The sequence below is a fragment of the Lysinimonas soli genome, from assembly GCF_042655435.1.
Lineage (GTDB): Bacteria > Actinomycetota > Actinomycetes > Actinomycetales > Microbacteriaceae > Lysinimonas > Lysinimonas soli.
The window spans coordinates 367,145-382,094 of sequence record NZ_JBHSMG010000001.1 but is presented as its reverse complement, the minus strand read 5'-3'; the positions used below and the strand labels follow the sequence as shown (position 1 = coordinate 382,094).

The 14,950-nt window shown below is 69.5% G+C and carries 13 protein-coding genes and 1 pseudogene; 6 read left to right on the top strand and 8 right to left on the bottom strand.

Features of this window, described 5'->3' with window-relative positions; all coding sequences use genetic code 11:
• Nucleotides 1–36: 36 nt before the first annotated feature.
• From ACFPJ4_RS01840 to glpX, 4 genes are all read right to left on the bottom strand, one after another.
• On the bottom strand, nt 37–2,124 hold the full coding sequence (locus ACFPJ4_RS01840; protein WP_386738582.1) for an ABC transporter ATP-binding protein: 2,088 nt from the start codon (nt 2,122–2,124) through the stop codon (nt 37–39).
• On the bottom strand, nt 2,121–3,854 hold the full coding sequence (locus ACFPJ4_RS01835; protein WP_386738581.1) for an ABC transporter ATP-binding protein: 1,734 nt from the start codon (nt 3,852–3,854) through the stop codon (nt 2,121–2,123). The genes ACFPJ4_RS01840 and ACFPJ4_RS01835 overlap by 4 nt, the downstream gene beginning before the upstream one ends.
• 2 nt (nt 3,855–3,856) lie before the next feature.
• Nucleotides 3,857–4,480, bottom strand: coding sequence for a TetR/AcrR family transcriptional regulator (locus ACFPJ4_RS01830; RefSeq protein WP_386738580.1), 624 nt, complete (start codon nt 4,478–4,480; stop codon nt 3,857–3,859).
• Nucleotides 4,481–4,541: 61 nt separating this feature from the next.
• Nucleotides 4,542–5,549, bottom strand: coding sequence for a class II fructose-bisphosphatase (gene glpX, locus ACFPJ4_RS01825; protein ID WP_386738579.1), 1,008 nt, complete (start codon nt 5,547–5,549; stop codon nt 4,542–4,544).
• Between the two features lie 158 nt (nt 5,550–5,707).
• Between glpX and fbaA the strand changes: the two genes are divergently transcribed.
• A complete protein-coding gene (gene fbaA / locus ACFPJ4_RS01820; protein ID WP_386738578.1) occupies nt 5,708–6,739 on the top strand; it encodes a class II fructose-bisphosphate aldolase in 1,032 nt (343 codons plus the stop codon).
• Nucleotide 6,740: 1 nt separating this feature from the next.
• On the opposite strand, the gene ACFPJ4_RS01815 is transcribed toward fbaA, so the two are convergent.
• From ACFPJ4_RS01815 to ACFPJ4_RS01800, 4 genes are read right to left on the bottom strand one after another with little or no spacing between them, the layout of a single operon-like run.
• On the bottom strand, nt 6,741–7,862 hold the full coding sequence (locus ACFPJ4_RS01815) for a hypothetical protein (RefSeq protein ID WP_386738577.1): 1,122 nt from the start codon (nt 7,860–7,862) through the stop codon (nt 6,741–6,743).
• Entirely contained in the window at nt 7,859–9,091 is a 1,233-nt protein-coding gene (locus ACFPJ4_RS01810; protein WP_386738576.1) for a sensor histidine kinase, read from the bottom strand. The genes ACFPJ4_RS01815 and ACFPJ4_RS01810 overlap by 4 nt, the downstream gene beginning before the upstream one ends.
• A gap of 19 nt (nt 9,092–9,110) precedes the next feature.
• Complete coding sequence (locus tag ACFPJ4_RS01805; protein WP_386738575.1) at nt 9,111–9,671, bottom strand: DUF6264 family protein; 561 nt, start codon at nt 9,669–9,671, stop codon at nt 9,111–9,113.
• Entirely contained in the window at nt 9,668–10,744 is a 1,077-nt protein-coding gene (locus ACFPJ4_RS01800) for a 4-hydroxy-3-methylbut-2-enyl diphosphate reductase (RefSeq protein WP_386739753.1), read from the bottom strand. The genes ACFPJ4_RS01805 and ACFPJ4_RS01800 overlap by 4 nt, the downstream gene beginning before the upstream one ends.
• A 162-nt stretch (nt 10,745–10,906) precedes the next feature.
• Here ACFPJ4_RS01800 and ACFPJ4_RS01795 point away from each other — a divergent pair, with 162 nt between their 5' ends.
• The 5 genes and pseudogenes from ACFPJ4_RS01795 to ACFPJ4_RS01775 all read left to right on the top strand — a co-directional run bounded on the left by ACFPJ4_RS01795 (nt 10,907) and on the right by ACFPJ4_RS01775 (nt 14,925).
• A complete protein-coding gene (locus ACFPJ4_RS01795) occupies nt 10,907–11,989 on the top strand; it encodes a DNA glycosylase AlkZ-like family protein (RefSeq protein WP_386738574.1) in 1,083 nt (360 codons plus the stop codon).
• 57 nt (nt 11,990–12,046) lie between these two features.
• A pseudogene (gene xseA / locus ACFPJ4_RS01790) lies at nt 12,047–13,359 on the top strand (exodeoxyribonuclease VII large subunit); the annotation flags it as partial.
• The gene (locus ACFPJ4_RS01785) at nt 13,341–13,613 is read left to right on the top strand and encodes an exodeoxyribonuclease VII small subunit (protein ID WP_386738573.1); all 273 of its coding nucleotides are present in this window, start codon (nt 13,341–13,343) and stop codon (nt 13,611–13,613) included. The pseudogene xseA and the gene ACFPJ4_RS01785, both read left to right, overlap by 19 nt.
• Entirely contained in the window at nt 13,610–14,269 is a 660-nt protein-coding gene (locus ACFPJ4_RS01780) for a DUF4245 domain-containing protein (protein ID WP_386738572.1), read from the top strand. Before ACFPJ4_RS01785 ends, ACFPJ4_RS01780 begins: the two co-directional genes overlap by 4 nt.
• The gene (locus ACFPJ4_RS01775) at nt 14,266–14,925 is read left to right on the top strand and encodes a carbonic anhydrase (protein ID WP_386738571.1); all 660 of its coding nucleotides are present in this window, start codon (nt 14,266–14,268) and stop codon (nt 14,923–14,925) included. The genes ACFPJ4_RS01780 and ACFPJ4_RS01775 overlap by 4 nt, the downstream gene beginning before the upstream one ends.
• Nucleotides 14,926–14,950: the final 25 nt, after the last annotated feature.

Here is a 14,950-nt window from a genome sequence, read left to right as displayed (position 1 = left end):
CGACGGGCGCGCGGGCGCCCGCGGCCGCGCGCGGCCTCAGTCCGCGGCGTCGGGGTCGAGTTCGGCGTCGATCGCCTCGCGGGCGAGTGCCGCAGCCGAGGGAACGAGAGCACGAGGGTCGGCCTGCGCCCCGGACTCGTCGTCGATCGGGGCGGCGAACTGGGCCGCGTAGAGGCGCGCGTACGCCCCGTTCGCGGCGAGCAGCTCGTCGTGCGTGCCCTGCTCGACGATCGAGCCCGACTCCATGACCAGGATCAGGTCGGCATCCCGGATCGTCGAGAGCCGGTGTGCGATCACGAAGCTCGTGCGGTCCTTGCGGAGAGCGCTCATCGCGCGCTGCACGAGCAACTCGGTGCGGGTGTCGACCGAGCTCGTCGCCTCGTCGAGGATCAGCACGCTCGGTCGCGCCAGGAAGGCGCGGGCGATCGTGATGAGCTGCTTCTCGCCGGCGCTGATGTTGCCCGCCTCGTCATCGAGAACCGTCTCGTAGCCGTCGGGCAGCGAGTGCACGAACCGGTCCACGTACGAGGCCCGCGCGGCGTCGAAGATCTCCTCGTCAGTGGCATCCGGACGCCCGTAGGCGATGTTGTCGCGGATCGTCCCCCCGAACAGCCAGGTGTCCTGCAGCACCATGCCCGTGCGCGAACGCAGGTCGGCGCGCGTCATCCGGGCGATATCGACTCCGTCGAGCGTGATCCGCCCGCCGTCGAGCTCGTAGAACCGCATGATGAGGTTGACGAGGGTCGTCTTGCCCGCACCCGTAGGTCCGACCACGGCGATGGTCTGTCCGGGGCTCGCCACGAGCGACAGATCAGTGATCAACGGCTTCTGGGCGTCGTACGAGAAGGAGGCGTGCTCGAACTCGAGGCGACCGGTGTGGGCAGTCGGCGAGGATGCCGGATCGGCATCCGGAGTCTGCTCCTCGACGTCGAGCAGCTCGAACACCCGCTCGGCGCTCGCCACCCCCGACTGCAGCAGATTCGCCATGGAACCGAGTTGCGCCAGCGGCTGGGTGAACTGACGTGAGTACTGGATGAACGCCTGCACATCGCCGATCCGGATCGACCCGTTGGCCACCAGAAGCCCACCCGCGACCGCGATCGCCACGTAGACCAGATTGCCCACGAAGGTGGCCGACGGCATGATCAGGCCGCTCACGAACTGGGCGCCGAAGCTGGCCTTGTAGAGCTCCTCGTTCTTCTCGGCGAACCGCTTCTCGACCTCCTGGTGCCGGCCGAACACCTTCACGAGGGCATGACCGGTGTAGCCCTCCTCGATCTGTCCGTTCAGCGCCCCGGTGTGCGTCCACTGCGCCACGAATTGCTTCTGCGAGCGCTTGCCGATCACGACCGTGATGCCGAGGGTGATCGGCACCGTGACCACGGCGATGACGGCGAGGATCGGCGAGATGACGAACATCATGACGAGGACGCCGACCACCGTCAGCAGCGAGACGATCAGCTGGCTCATGGTCTGCTGGAGGCTCTGCGAGATGTTGTCGATGTCGTTGGTGACCCGGCTCAGCAGCTCGCCCCGCGGGGTCTTGTCGAAGTAGGTCAGCGGCAGCCGGTGGATCTTGGCCTCGACATCACGACGCAGTCGATACACCGTGCGTTGTGTCACCCCGTTGAGCAGGTACGCCTGCAGCCAGCTGAACACCGACGAGAACACGTAGAGCAGCAGCACGATACCGAGCACCAGCTGCAGCGACGAGAAGTCGATGCCCTGACCCGGATGCAGGTCCATGCCGCTGAGGAGTTCCGCCTGCTGGTTCTGACCTTGGGCACGCAGGCCCGCGATGACCTGCGCCTTCGTGGTGCCGGCAGGGAGGGATTTCGAGATCACCCCCTCGAAGATCAGGTTGGTCGCCTGCCCCAGGATCTTCGGCCCGAGAACGCTGAGCACGACGCTGACGACACCCAGCAGGACGACGCCCACGATCATCGCGCGCTCCGGGCGCAGACGGCCCAGCAGACGCTTCGCCGAGGGCCCGAAGTTCATCGCCTTCTCGACCGGGCCCTGCATGCCGCCGAATGGGCCGCCCCCACCCGGCCCCCGCCGAACGGGGGGACGCGGGACGCTCTCGCCGGGAGCAGTGGTCGGCTTGGACGTCGCGGTGCTCATGCCGCCTCCTCGATCGAGAGCTGGCTCTGCACGATCTCCGCGTATTCCGGCGAACTCAGGAGCAGCTCGTCATGGGTTCCCAGGCCGACGACCCGGCCCTTGTCCAGCACGACGATCTGATCGGCGTCGAGGATGGTCGACACGCGCTGTGCCACGACGATGCGGGTGGCATTCGCGACCTGACGGTCGAGTGCGGCACGCAGCCGGGCATCCGTGCCGGTGTCGAGGGCCGAGAACGAGTCGTCGAAGACATAGATCTCGGGCCGTTTCACGAGCGCTCTGGCGATCGCCAGGCGTTGTCGCTGTCCTCCCGAGACGTTCGTGCCGCCTTGCGCGATCGGCGCCTCGAGCTGCTCGGGCATCGCCGAGACGAAGTCCTTGGCCTGGGCGATCTCGAGCGCCGACCAGAGTTCGTCGTCGGTGGCATCCGGTTTGCCGTAGCGGAGGTTCGAGGCGACGGTGCCCGAGAACAGGTAGGGGCGCTGCGGGATCAGGCCGATCCGGCTCCACAGCAACTCGGGGTCCACCTCGCGCACGTCGACTCCGTCGACCAGAACGGCCCCGCCGGTCACGTCGAAGAGCCGCGGAAGCAGGTTCACGAGCGTGGTCTTTCCGGCGCCGGTCGATCCGATCACCGCCGTGGTCGTGCCCGGTTGCGCCGTGAAGCTGACCTCGTGAAGCACCGGCTGTTCGGCGCCGGGGTACGAGAACGTCGCCGCGCGCAGCTCGATCCGTCCCGTCGACGGCAAGGTCGTCACGGGCGAGACGGGCGAGACGACCGAGGGCTCCGTGCTCAGGACTTCGCCGATCCGGTCGCCCGACACCGCGGCACGAGGCAGCAGCACGGCCATGAACGTCGCCATCATGACCGCCATGAGGATCTGGATGAGGTAGCTCAGGAACGCGACGAGCGCTCCGACCTGCAGGGCGCCGCTGTCGATCCGACCGGCCCCGAACCACAGAACGGCGATGCTCGAGACGTTGAGCACGAGCAGCACGAACGGGAACATCAACGCGAACAGGCGCCCCGCCTTGACCGCGGTCTCGGTGACCGCCGCGTTCGCGTCGGCGAAGCGATCGATCTCGACCGGCTCGCGGACGAAGGCGCGGATGACCCGGATGCCGGTCAGCTGCTCACGCAGCACCCGGTTGATCGTGTCGATGCGGGTCTGCATCTTGCGGAACTGCGGCACCATCCGGCTGATGATGAGGCCGATGCCGACCAGCAGCACGGGGACGGCGACGACCAGGATGCCGGAGAGCGGCACATCCTGCTGCAGCGCGAAGACCACGCCGCCGACGGCGAGGATCGGCGCCGAGACGAGCAGCGTGCAGGTCATCAGGACGAGCATCTGCACCTGTTGCACGTCGTTGGTGGTGCGGGTGATGAGCGAGGGAGCGCCGAACCTCGACACCTCCCGCTCCGAGAACTCTCCGACGCGGTGGAAGATCGCGCCACGCAGGTCGCGACCCAGCGACATGGCCGTGCGCGCGCCGAAGTAGACCGCGACGACCGAGAAGACGACCTGTCCGAGCGTGATGGCGAGCATCAGGGCGCCGACCCGCATGATGTAGCCGGTGTCGCCCTTGGCCACGCCGTTGTCGATGATGTCGGCGTTGAGCGTCGGCAGGTAGAGCGAAGCGATCGACTGCCCCAACTGGAAGACGACGACTCCGATGAGCAGAGGCCAGTAGGGGCGGAGGAAGCGCACGAGCAGGCGACCGAGCATGGTCAGTCCTTCTTTCCGGGCGGGGCGGTGGCGGGGGCGGCGGGCGGAAGCACGCCATGGGCGACGAACTGGACGAGCTCGTCGATCGAGAAGCGGTGGATGTCGTTGAACGGATGGAGGGAGGTCGAGAACGCGATGATCCGCAGGTAGTAACCGAGCATTCGGGGCGACACGGTGAGCTCATCCGGCCGGAACACCTGATCGAGCACCTCGAACGGGGGCTCGTCGCGTTTCACCACCTGCGACGGAGCGCCCGACTCCATGCGCATTGCCGACATGAACCCGATGACGCCCTCGAACCGTTCCCGGAAGAGCACGAAGACCTGGCGGAGCTTGTCTTCGGTCGGTTCCTCGGGATCGATCGCGCGAAGCGCATCACGAAACGGCTGCGGATCGAAGTAGCGCACCAAGGCGGCGGAGAAGATGCTCTCCTTGTCGCCGAAGGCCCGGAACAGGGTCCCCTCAGCGACGCCGGCGGCCTCGGCGATCTGCTTGGTCGAGACCTCGCGCCCGCGCTCGCGGAGCAGCGGGATGACGGCGTCGATGATGGCGTCGCGTCGCTCCTCCGGCGTCATCCGCGGGGCGCGGGTGCGCACCACGAGGAAGTCGGCGGGGAGGTGGGTCACCCCGGGATACTAAATGAGTGAGCACTCACTCCGCAACGGCGGATCGCTGTGAGCGAACGCCTCAGCGCGAGCCGAAGTCGTCGCCCAGCCACTTCGAGGTCTGGTGATCGGCCGTGACGCGGCGGATCGTGCCGGAGCGGGCGCGCAGCACGATGCTCTCGGTGCGGATGATCGGGCCCTTGCGCTGCACCCCGCGCACGAGCATCCCGTCGGTGACGCCCGTCGCGACGAAGAAGGTGTTGTCGCCCTTCACGAGTTCGTCGGCCTCGTAGACGTGGTCGAACTTGAGGCCGGCGTCGAGCCCGCGCTGCTTCTCGTCGTCGGTCTTGGGTTCGAGCACGGTCTGGATGAGACCGCCGAGCGCCTTGATCGCGCAGGCCGTCGCCACCCCTTCGGGACTTCCACCGATGCCGACGCACATGTCGAGCCGGCCCTCGTAGCTGGCCGCGTTGATGCCGCCCGCGACATCGCCGTCGAGCAGCAGGCGCGTGCCCGCCCCCGCCGCCCGGATGTCGGCGATGAGCTGCTCGTGCCGCGGCCGGTCGAGCACGCCGATGTACATCTCACCGACCGCCTTGCCCTTGGCCTTCGCCAGGGCCCGGATGTTCTCGCCGATCGGCTGGCGGATGTCGACGACGCCGACGCCCTCGGGGCCGGTGACGATCTTGTCCATGTAGAAGACGGAGTGCGCGTCGAGCATCGCCCCGCGGTCGGCGGCGGCGATCATCGAGATCGCGTTCTGCCGTCCGGCGGCCGTCAGCGAGGTGCCGTCGATCGGATCGACGGCGATGTCGCACTCCGGACCGTGACCGTTGCCGACCACCTCGCCGTTGAACAGCATCGGCGCCTGATCCTTCTCGCCCTCGCCGATGACGATCGTGCCGGCGAAGTTCACCGTTCCCAGGAACTTGCGCATCGCATCCACCGCCGCCCCGTCGGCGCCGAGCTTGTCGCCGCGCCCGATGAAGGGCACGGCGCGGATGGCCGCGGCCTCCGTCGCCCGCACGAGTTCGAGCGCGAGGTTGCGGTCGGGGTGGAGGAAGAGGGTGCCGGTTTCGGTGCTCACCATGCGAGAAGCATCCTGTCGATCGATGACGGAACGGATGCGCCGAGGTGGCGGCAGCGCACGGTCGAGCCTAGCCGAGCCGGCCCGAGCCCGCCTTCGTCGCCGGATCGGCGGGTCGGTAGACTCGGCGGCGGACCACCACACCCTCGCAAGGAGATCACATGCCCGTCGCCACGCCCGATCAGTACGCCGAGATGCTCGACACGGCCAAGGCGAAGGGGTTCGCGTTCCCGGCCGTCAACGTGTCGTCGTCGTCGACGATCAACGCCGTGCTCCAGGGACTCAGCGAGGCCGGGTCGGATGGCATCATCCAGGTCACGACCGGCGGTGCGGACTACTTCGCCGGCCAGACCGTCAAGGCGCGGGCCTCGGGCGCCCTGGCCTTCGCGGGCTTCGTGACCGAGGTCGCCAAGAACTACCCGATCACGATCGCCCTGCACACCGACCACTGCCCGCAGGACGCACTGGCCGGCTTCGTCGAGCCGCTCATCGCGGCATCCGAGGCCCAGGTCAAGGCCGGCGGCAACCCGATCTTCCAGTCGCACATGTTCGACGGCTCCGCGATCCCGCTCGCCGACAACCTGGCGCAGGCGGCGCAGCTGCTGCCGCGACTGAAGGCCATCCACGCGATCCTCGAGGTCGAGATCGGCGTCGTGGGCGGCGAGGAGGACGGCGTCAGCCACGAGATCAACGAGCACCTGTACACGACGCTCGCGGATGCCATCCAGACCGTCGAGGCGCTCGGCCTCGGCGAACAGGGCCGCTACATGGCCGCGCTCACCTTCGGCAACGTGCACGGCGTGTACAAGCCGGGCAACGTCGTGCTCAAGCCCGAACTGCTCGGGCAGATCCAGGCCGGTCTCGCCGAGAAGTTCGGAACGGATGCACGGCCGCTCGACCTCGTCTTCCACGGCGGCTCGGGCTCGTCGGATGCCGAGATCGCCGAGGCGGTCGCGAACGGCGTCGTGAAGATGAACATCGACACCGACACCCAGTACGCCTTCACCCGCTCGATCGCCGACACCATGTTCAAGAACTACGACGGCGTGCTCAAGGTCGACGGCGAGGTCGGCAACAAGAAGGTCTACGACCCGCGCGCCTGGGGCAAGCTCGCCGAGACCGCGATGGCGGCCCGCGTCGCCGAGGCGACCACGCAGCTCGGCTCGGCGGGGCACTCGATCAGCCGAAGCTGACTCAGCTGCCCGTGACGGTGAAGCTCAGGGTGCGCGTATCCCAGTTCATCTCGTCGACGGCGGCCCGCAGGGTCAGGTAGTACGGCGCGAGGTGCATGATGCGCCGCCCCTCGGGGAGGTCGACGTCCATGCTGATGGCGACGGCGGTCGCGCCGTCGGGCCGGCCGCGGAGGTCGATCAGCAGAGAGCCCCGGTCGGCTCCGGGTGTCGCGAGCACCGCCCGGAGCATGGCGCGCAGGGCCGTGCGCTGCGCGGGGCGCATCCGCTCCGCCCGGCGCTCGGGATCGACGACCACCAGACGCGACTCGCTGGCGATCGAGTCGAGCCAGCTCAGATTGGACTGCGTCACGAGGTCGTCGCGCAACCGCCGGGCGAGTTGTCCCGCGAGCCCGCGATCCTGCGGCGTGATTTCGCCGCTCGCCGCAATCCCCTCCAGGAACGGCACGGCGCGCGCCGAGAGCCGTGCGAGGCGCAGGCGCTCGGTGCGCTCCGCCTCCTCGTCGTAGGGCAGCCGGGTCAGCACCCGCTGGGAGCGCTGTTCGATCACCGGCAGCATCCGGTTCACCAGGGCGTAGGAGAAGGTGACCGCGGCAACCAGGCCGCAGATGACCGGGGACGCGATGATGACCATGGTCGTGAGCGGTCCCCATGGCCGGGCATCGCCCTGGATGAACCAGTACGCGAGCAGGGTGAAGACGAGCGTGCCGACGCCACCGAGGACGAGCACCCGTCGCGCGCTCAGGTAGGGCGCGAGGCTCGAGATCGCGAGTGCGAGGCCGAACGGGCCCCACATCAGTTCGATCGACTGGTTCGTCCCGGCGTACCCGATCGCCGACAGCACGAATCCCGCACCCCCGATCGCGACCGTCACGATTCCGACGATCCACCCGGGCTCCCCGCGCAGGGGACGGGTCATCACGTAGACGAAGACGCAGGCGGTCGCACACAACAGCACCGCGAGCGGCTGCACCCACGGCAGCGGCGTCGTGAACCAGGTGGGGATGCGGAACGCGCCGTAGAGCACGATCAGCCCGGCGAACACGAGCGGCACGACCCGACCCGTGAACCAGCTGAGCGGGTCGATCTGCTGCGGAGAAACGGTCAGCGACCGACGCTCGATCATCGGGACTCCTGGTGATGCGGTGGATCGTTCGGACGGACCATCGCCCGCACGGGGCTGGTCATGACGATCGAGGTTCCCGAGCCCGGCGAGCTCCAGATCTGCACCTCGCCTCCGACGGCTGAGAGCCTGTCCTTGATCGAGGCTCGCAGACCGAGCCGGTCGTCGGGCACCGTTGCCGGGTCGAACCCGACGCCTTCGTCGGTCACCATGATCGTCACCGAGTCGGGCGTGTAGACCAGTTCGACCTCGGCGACCGAGGCGCCGGAATGCCGCGCGACGTTCTCCAACGCGGCCCGCAACGCCTCGACGAGGGCCGTGGCCACTGCAGGGTCGAGGCGGTAGATCCCGTCGCCGGATCCTGTGACATGCACGCTGAGACCGCGCCACTGGAACTCGCTGATCAGCCTGCCGACCTCGTTGCGCAGCAGGGTGTCCTGCTCGTCGGTCATCGTGAGCCGGGACGACTCCTGCAGCCACTCGGCCCCCCGCAGGGTCTCGAGGTCCTCGACCAGTCGCGCGCGTGCGCGGGCATCCAGTTCGTCCGGGGCGTTCATCACCACGGACAGATCGTTCAACAGGGTGTCGTGCACGGCCGCGGTGGTGCGACGCGCCAGGTCTTCACCGCGACTGAGCCGCGCATTCTCGGCTTCGAGCTCCTCGATGTTCGGCACCCGGCGCCGTTGCGCAACCTGCACGCCCCAGAGGGTCAGATAGGCCGCCAGCGAGACCACGAGCGCGAAAATGGGGGCGTAGCCGGGGCGGAACGGCACGCCGGCGATCGCGGCCACCACGACGGTCGAGAGGGTCGAGACGACGAAACCGAGGGTCGACCATGCGATTCCGACGATCGGCCGCCGAGCCGCCAGGCCCACGAGGACGAGCGCGGCCGCCGGCCGATTCAACACATAGACCTGGGTCTCGATCGATCCCGGCAGAACGCTCAGCAGGTTCAGCTCGTAGCTGACGCTCGCCACGAAGCCGACGACGAGGTAGGCGGCGACGGCCCACGGGCGCTCCCGCCACACGACGAGGCCGAGGCTCACCAGCATGATCAGCAGCAGGGCGGCCGGCAGTGGGATGTCGGCGGCCCGTCCCGCGCGAACGAGCGTCTCGACGAGCACCGGGAACGCCAGCACGAGGGTGACGGCGCCGATCGCCCAGCCGAGCATGGCCACCGAGCCGGTGATGATTCCGGCCGCGACATCGCGGGGCAGCACGGGGACGCGCACGTGGCCTCCTTCCGGCTCCTCAGCGATTCTGCAGGAGGTCGGTCGCCCCGGGCGTGTTCGCCACGACGAGATAGATGGTGACGAGGTAGGCGAGGAACATCAGGATGCCCGCAAGCAGCGGGATCCACACCGAGCGGCGTCCGCGCCGGATCATGAGCACCGACAGCCCGATGGCGCCGATCAGCAGCAACAGTGACACGACCAGCAGCACGACCCCCGCCGTCTGCGCGACCGGGCCGAAGCTCACCCCCGTGATGCCGTACATCGCCAGAGCCTGGCTGAGCACCGAGCCGAATCGCAGGAATCCGGGGATCGAGCTGATCGTGAACCACGCCCCGAGCGTCAGCAGGAAGGCCGTGATCGGCGCGTTCCAGCGTCCCGCGGGGCGACGGGATGCCACCCGGTCACCGCGGGGCGGCGGTGCCGTGCTCAAGCGCTGCGCCAGGGTCGAGGGCCCCACGGTGCCGTGCTCCTCGGGGTGCTCGACGGGAAGCGGACCGCGGGCCGCCGCGACCTCCTCCGGGGTGGCGTACTCGCCGTACTGGGGCGCGGGGCGAGGATCGCGGCCCGGCTCGGTCACGGTCGGCCGCCGTCTCGTGCGGTGCCGGCCACCGCGGGGCCGCTGGACGTTCGGCCGCCCAGTGCGCGGTCGTCCGTCGCCCCCGTCACGTCGGTGCGCAATTCCTTGGGGAGCGAGAACATCAGGTCCTCCTCGGCCGTCGTCACCTCGTGGACCGTGCTGTAGCCGGCATCCGCGAGATCGGCGAGCACCTCCTGCACGAGCACCTCGGGCACGGACGCGCCGCTCGTCACGCCGACCGAGACCACTCCGTCGAGCCATTCCTGCTGGATCTCGCTCGCGTAGTCAACGCGGTGCGCCGCGCGCGCGCCGTGCTCCAGGGCGACCTCGACGAGGCGCACGCTGTTCGAGCTGTTCGCGGAGCCGACGACGATCACCAGATCGGCATCCTGTGCGACCTTCTTGATCGCGACCTGCCGGTTCTGGGTGGCGTAACAGATGTCGTCGCTCGGCGGATCCTGCAGCGCGGGGAAGCGCTCACGGAGGCGGCGGACGGTCTCCATGGTCTCGTCGACGCTGAGGGTGGTCTGCGAGATCCAGACCAGGTTGTCGGGATCGGCCACCTCGATGGTGTCGGCATCCGCCGGGCTCGTGACGAGCGTCGTGCGATCGGGGGCGTGACCCATCGTGCCCTCGACCTCCTCGTGGCCGGTGTGGCCGATCAGCAGGATGTGCTTGTCCTGCCCCGCGAACCTGGTCGCCTCGCGGTGCACCTTGGTCACGAGCGGGCAGGTGGCGTCGATCGCGAGCAGCTGGCGATCGGCTGCCGCCTGCACGACCATCGGCGAGACGCCGTGCGCGCTGAACACGAGGTGCGACCCGGTCGGCACCTCGTCGACCTCGTCCACGAAGATCGCGCCGCGCTTCTCGAGTTCGCTCACCACGTGCACGTTGTGGACGATCTGCTTGCGCACGTAGACCGGCGATCCGAAGCGGTCCAGGGCCTTCTCGACGGCGACCACGGCGCGGTCGACCCCGGCGCAGTAGCCGCGCGGGGCGGCGAGCAGCACGTGCTTCTCGCCCGCGACCGGACGGTCGACGAGACGCCCGCGCTCCGCGGGAACACGGGGCAGGTCGAGCGTGACGCCGAGCGCGCCGTTCGTGATTCCGGCCACGGCTCGAGTCTACGGTTCGGGCCGAGCGGCCGCTTTCTGCGCCGAGAGTCCAGAAGCGGTCGGAATCCGTTCGCGAAAACGACATTCGGTGGACTCTCGGCGGCGCTCTAGGGTGGCGCTGTGACAGTCCACCGGCTCGATCGCGACGAGGCGCGGCGCATCGCGGTGCGCGCGGCGCTGCTCGACGACCGACGTCCGGCCGATCTGCTGACCATGGTCCGCGATCTCGGGATGCTGCGCGTCGAGCTGACGGGCATCGTCGCCCCCGCCGCCGACCACATCGCCTGGACCAGGCTCGGGGCTGCACATCGCCCCGGCCACACCTGGACGGCGCTGGCCGACGGCCGGTTGTTCGAGCGCGGTTGGATGCTGAGGGCGATGAGCGACCTCCCGCTGTTCCTCGCGGGGATGCGCAGCTGGACCGAACGAGCCGGCGGTGGCGCATGGCTCGAGGCCAACGAACCGTTCCGTCGCGGCATCCGGAACCGCATCGCCGACGAGGGGCCGTTGACCTCGCGCGACATCCCCGACGAGGCGATCGTGCCGTGGGAGTCGAGCGGGTGGACCCGTGACCGCAACGTGACCCAGATGCTCGAGATGATGCACATGCGCGGCGAACTCGCCGTCGTGGCGCACGAGGGCCGGTTGCGGGTCTGGGACCTCGCCGAACACGTCTATCCGGCCGACACCGTCGAGGTGCCGGAGGACGAGGCGCGACGGATCCGTGGCGAGCGTCTGCTGGCCGCGCTGGGCGTCGCACGCGAGGGGGCGTCCGCTCAGCCCTTCGAGCTGCACCGCACCATGGCGGACCTGGGCGAACCGGCCGAGATCGACGGGGTCCCCGGGCGCTGGCGGGTCGATCCTGCCGCCATCGGCCGGCCGTTCCAGGGCCGGACGGCGATCCTGTCGCCCTTCGACCGACTGGTGTTCGACCGCGAGCGGCTCTCCTCGCTGTTCGACTTCGACTACGCGTTGGAGATGTACAAGCCCGCGACCACGAGACGCTGGGGGCCGTTCGCGCTGCCGATCCTGCACGGGGAGCGCCTCATCGGCAAGGTCGATGCGCGCGCCGACCGCAGGGCCGGCACCTTCACGGTCAATGCGGTGCACCAGGACGAGCCCTTCGCCCCGTCCGTGCGCGACGCGGTGCACGAACAGATCGAGGGCTTCGCCGCCTGGCTTCGGCTGCGCGTCGTCCGGTGAGCCGGCACGGTGACTCGTCGCCGGACGGGCGTCCGCGGCATCCCGTAGCCTGACGGCATGACCGACACCGCGTCAGCGCCGGCCGACGGCAGCGCGCCCTCGACCCCCGACTCGCCCTGGCCGGTCGCCCTGCTCGCCGGCAAGCTGAAGGGCTACATCGACCGGCTCGGCACCGTCTGGACCGAGGGCGAGATCACCCAGTGGGGCGTCTCGGGCGGCAACGTCTACGGCAAGTTGAAAGACCTCGAACAGGACGCGACGCTCTCGTTCACGGTCTGGTCGTCGACCCGCGCCAAGTTCAGCGAGGAGTTCAAGCAGGGCGATCGCGTGATCGCGCTGCTCAAGCCGAACTTCTGGCCCAAGGGCGGCACGCTCACGATGCAGGTCTACGAACTGCGCCACGTCGGGCTGGGCGACCTCCTCGAGCGGCTCGAGCGGCTGCGCCGCCAGCTCGCCGAGGAGGGGCTCTTCTCGCTCGACCGCAAGGTGCCGCTGCCCTTCCTGCCGGGGTGCATCGGCCTGATCACCGGCAAGGACTCGGATGCCGAGAAAGACGTGCTGCGCAACGCACAGCTCCGCTGGCCCGAGGTGCGCTTCCGCGTGCGGCATGCCGCCGTTCAGGGCGACAGGGCGGCCGCCGACGTCTCGGCCGCGATCCGCGAACTGGATGCCGATCCCGAGGTCGACGTCATCATCGTCGCCCGGGGCGGCGGCGACTTCCAGAACCTGCTGACCTTCAGCGACGAGCAGCTGGTACGCACCGCAGCCGCCTGCGTGACCCCCTTGGTAAGCTCGATCGGGCACGAAGCCGACCGCCCGCTGCTCGACGAGGTCGCCGACCTGCGCGCCTCGACCCCGACGGATGCCGCGAAGCGGGTCGTCCCCGACGTCGCCGACGAGCTGGCTCGCGTTCGGCAGGCTCGCGCGCGCATGCTCACGCGGGTCACGGGGTTCGTGACCGCCGAGATCGACCGGATCGGCCACATCCGTTCCCGTCCCGCCCTCGCCGATCCGAGCTGGCTGATCCAGACCCGCTCCGAGGAACTCACCCGCTGGGTCGCCCGCGGTTCCGAGTTGATGGACCACCGGATCGACCGCGCCAGCCTGCGGATCTCCGAGCTGACCGGGCAGCTGCGTGCCCTCTCGCCGAAGCGCACGCTCGAACGCGGCTACGCCATCGCGCAGCGCGCCGACGGCGCCATCCTGCGTGCGGCCGCCGACGCCGAGACCGGCGAGCCGCTGCGCCTCACGCTGGCCGACGGATCCCTCCCCGTGACCGTCGGCGACGCGGATTCCCCCGTCGGCACGACGGCCGACGAGCCGGTTCCGAGCCGCGGGTAGACTCGACACCATGGCCGAATCCGGCATCCAGAACCCCGCCGACATCGCCGAACTCAGCTATGAGCAGGCGCGTGACGAACTCGTCCGCGTCGTCAACGAACTCGAGCAGGGGTCGGTGACCCTCGAGCAGTCGCTCGCCCTGTGGGAGCGCGGTGAGGCTCTCGCCCGACGCTGCGAGCAGTGGCTGATGGGCGCCAAGGAGCGCCTCGACGCCGCCCGCAACGCGGCCACCGGCGGCGCGGGCAGCACCACCTCCGCCGGCGCCCCGCCCGCCGAGTCGTGAACGACCGCAAGGGCCTCGACGACAGCGGACGCCCGATCGTCGCCGAACTCGGCCGCGCCGAGACCCCGCAGGAGACGGCCGACCGCAAGGCCGCGGCGACCGTCGCGCACCGCAGCAACCAGACCGTGCTCAACCTGGTGATCGCCCTGGCCGCCTCGCTGCTCGTCGTCTTCGTCATCGTGGTCGTGGTGGTGCGACCCGATCAGGCGGGCGCTCCGAAGGCGGTCGACTACGCGGCTGTGGCGCGAGACGCGCAGCCGTCGGTGTCGACTCCGCTTCTCGTGCCGACCCTGCCGAAGGGCTGGTCGGCCAATCGCGCCGAGCTGGTCGACGCCGCATCCTCGTCCGACGGGATCGCCAGCTGGCAGATCGGTCTGCTGACCCCGAGCACGCAGTACATCGGACTCGTTCAGGGTCTCGACGCCAACGCCAGCTGGATCGCCTCGCAGCTTCACGACAAGAAGGCGACCGGCCAGACGAGCTTCGACGGGTCCCGCTGGCAGGTCTACGACCACCGCGCCGACTCGAACCCCGGCAACCTGGCCTACGCCCTCGTCACGACGGTCGGCGCGAGCACGGTCGTGCTGGCCGGGACGGCCTCCGACTCGGAGTTCGCGACTCTGGCCACCGAGATCACCAAGGAGTTGAACGGATGACCCGCACTCCGGCCCGCGTCTGGCACGAGATGGCGCGCGGCAACGAGCGGTTCGTCGCGGGTGAGCCGCTGCATCCGCGTCAGGATGTGGAGCGCCGCGAGCAGCTCGCGGCGGCGCAGGAGCCCATCGCCGCCCTGTTCGGCTGCAGCGACTCGCGACTGGCGGCCGAGATCATCTTCGACAAGGGTCTCGGCGACCTGTTCGTGGTGCGCAACGCGGGCCAGGTCATCTCGGACTCCGTCATCGGGTCGCTCGAGTACGCGGTCGCCGTGCTGCACGTCCCCCTCATCGTGGTGCTCGGTCACGACCAGTGCGGCGCGGTGCGCGCCGCGATCGACTCCACGCGACCGGATGCCGATCCGCTGCCCCCGCACATCGCCCAGCTGATCGCCCCGATCGCGCCCGCCGTGCAGCGCGTGATCGCGTCCGAGCACCACGACGGCTTCGACGGTCCGATCGACCATGACCACTCCCCCGACATCGGCGAGGTGGTGCGCGAGCACCTGCGCGACACGGTCGCCGAACTGCTCGAGAGCTCTGAACTCATCAGCCTCGCCGTCGCCGCCGGTACGCTGGCTGTCGTCGGCGCGAACTACCGGCTGCTCGAAGGCCGCGTGGTTCCCGACGTCATGATCGGTGAGCTCGCCACCAGCTGACCATTCCATCCAGCACAGAGCACCC

What these genes read in the sequence shown, in the direction of transcription:
- ACFPJ4_RS01775 (WP_386738571.1), top strand. Translation starts at nt 14,266, where the DNA reads ATGACCCGCACTCCGGCCCGCGTCTGGCACGAGATGGCGCGCGGCAAC.
- ACFPJ4_RS01835 (WP_386738581.1), bottom strand. Translation starts at nt 3,854, where the DNA reads ATGCTCGGTCGCCTGCTCGTGCGCTTCCTCCGCCCCTACTGGCCTCTG.
- fbaA (WP_386738578.1), top strand. Translation starts at nt 5,708, where the DNA reads ATGCCCGTCGCCACGCCCGATCAGTACGCCGAGATGCTCGACACGGCC.
- ACFPJ4_RS01815 (WP_386738577.1), bottom strand. Translation starts at nt 7,862, where the DNA reads ATGATCGAGCGTCGGTCGCTGACCGTTTCTCCGCAGCAGATCGACCCG.
- ACFPJ4_RS01840 (WP_386738582.1), bottom strand. Translation starts at nt 2,124, where the DNA reads ATGAGCACCGCGACGTCCAAGCCGACCACTGCTCCCGGCGAGAGCGTC.
- ACFPJ4_RS01785 (WP_386738573.1), top strand. Translation starts at nt 13,341, where the DNA reads ATGGCCGAATCCGGCATCCAGAACCCCGCCGACATCGCCGAACTCAGC.
- glpX (WP_386738579.1), bottom strand. Translation starts at nt 5,549, where the DNA reads ATGGTGAGCACCGAAACCGGCACCCTCTTCCTCCACCCCGACCGCAAC.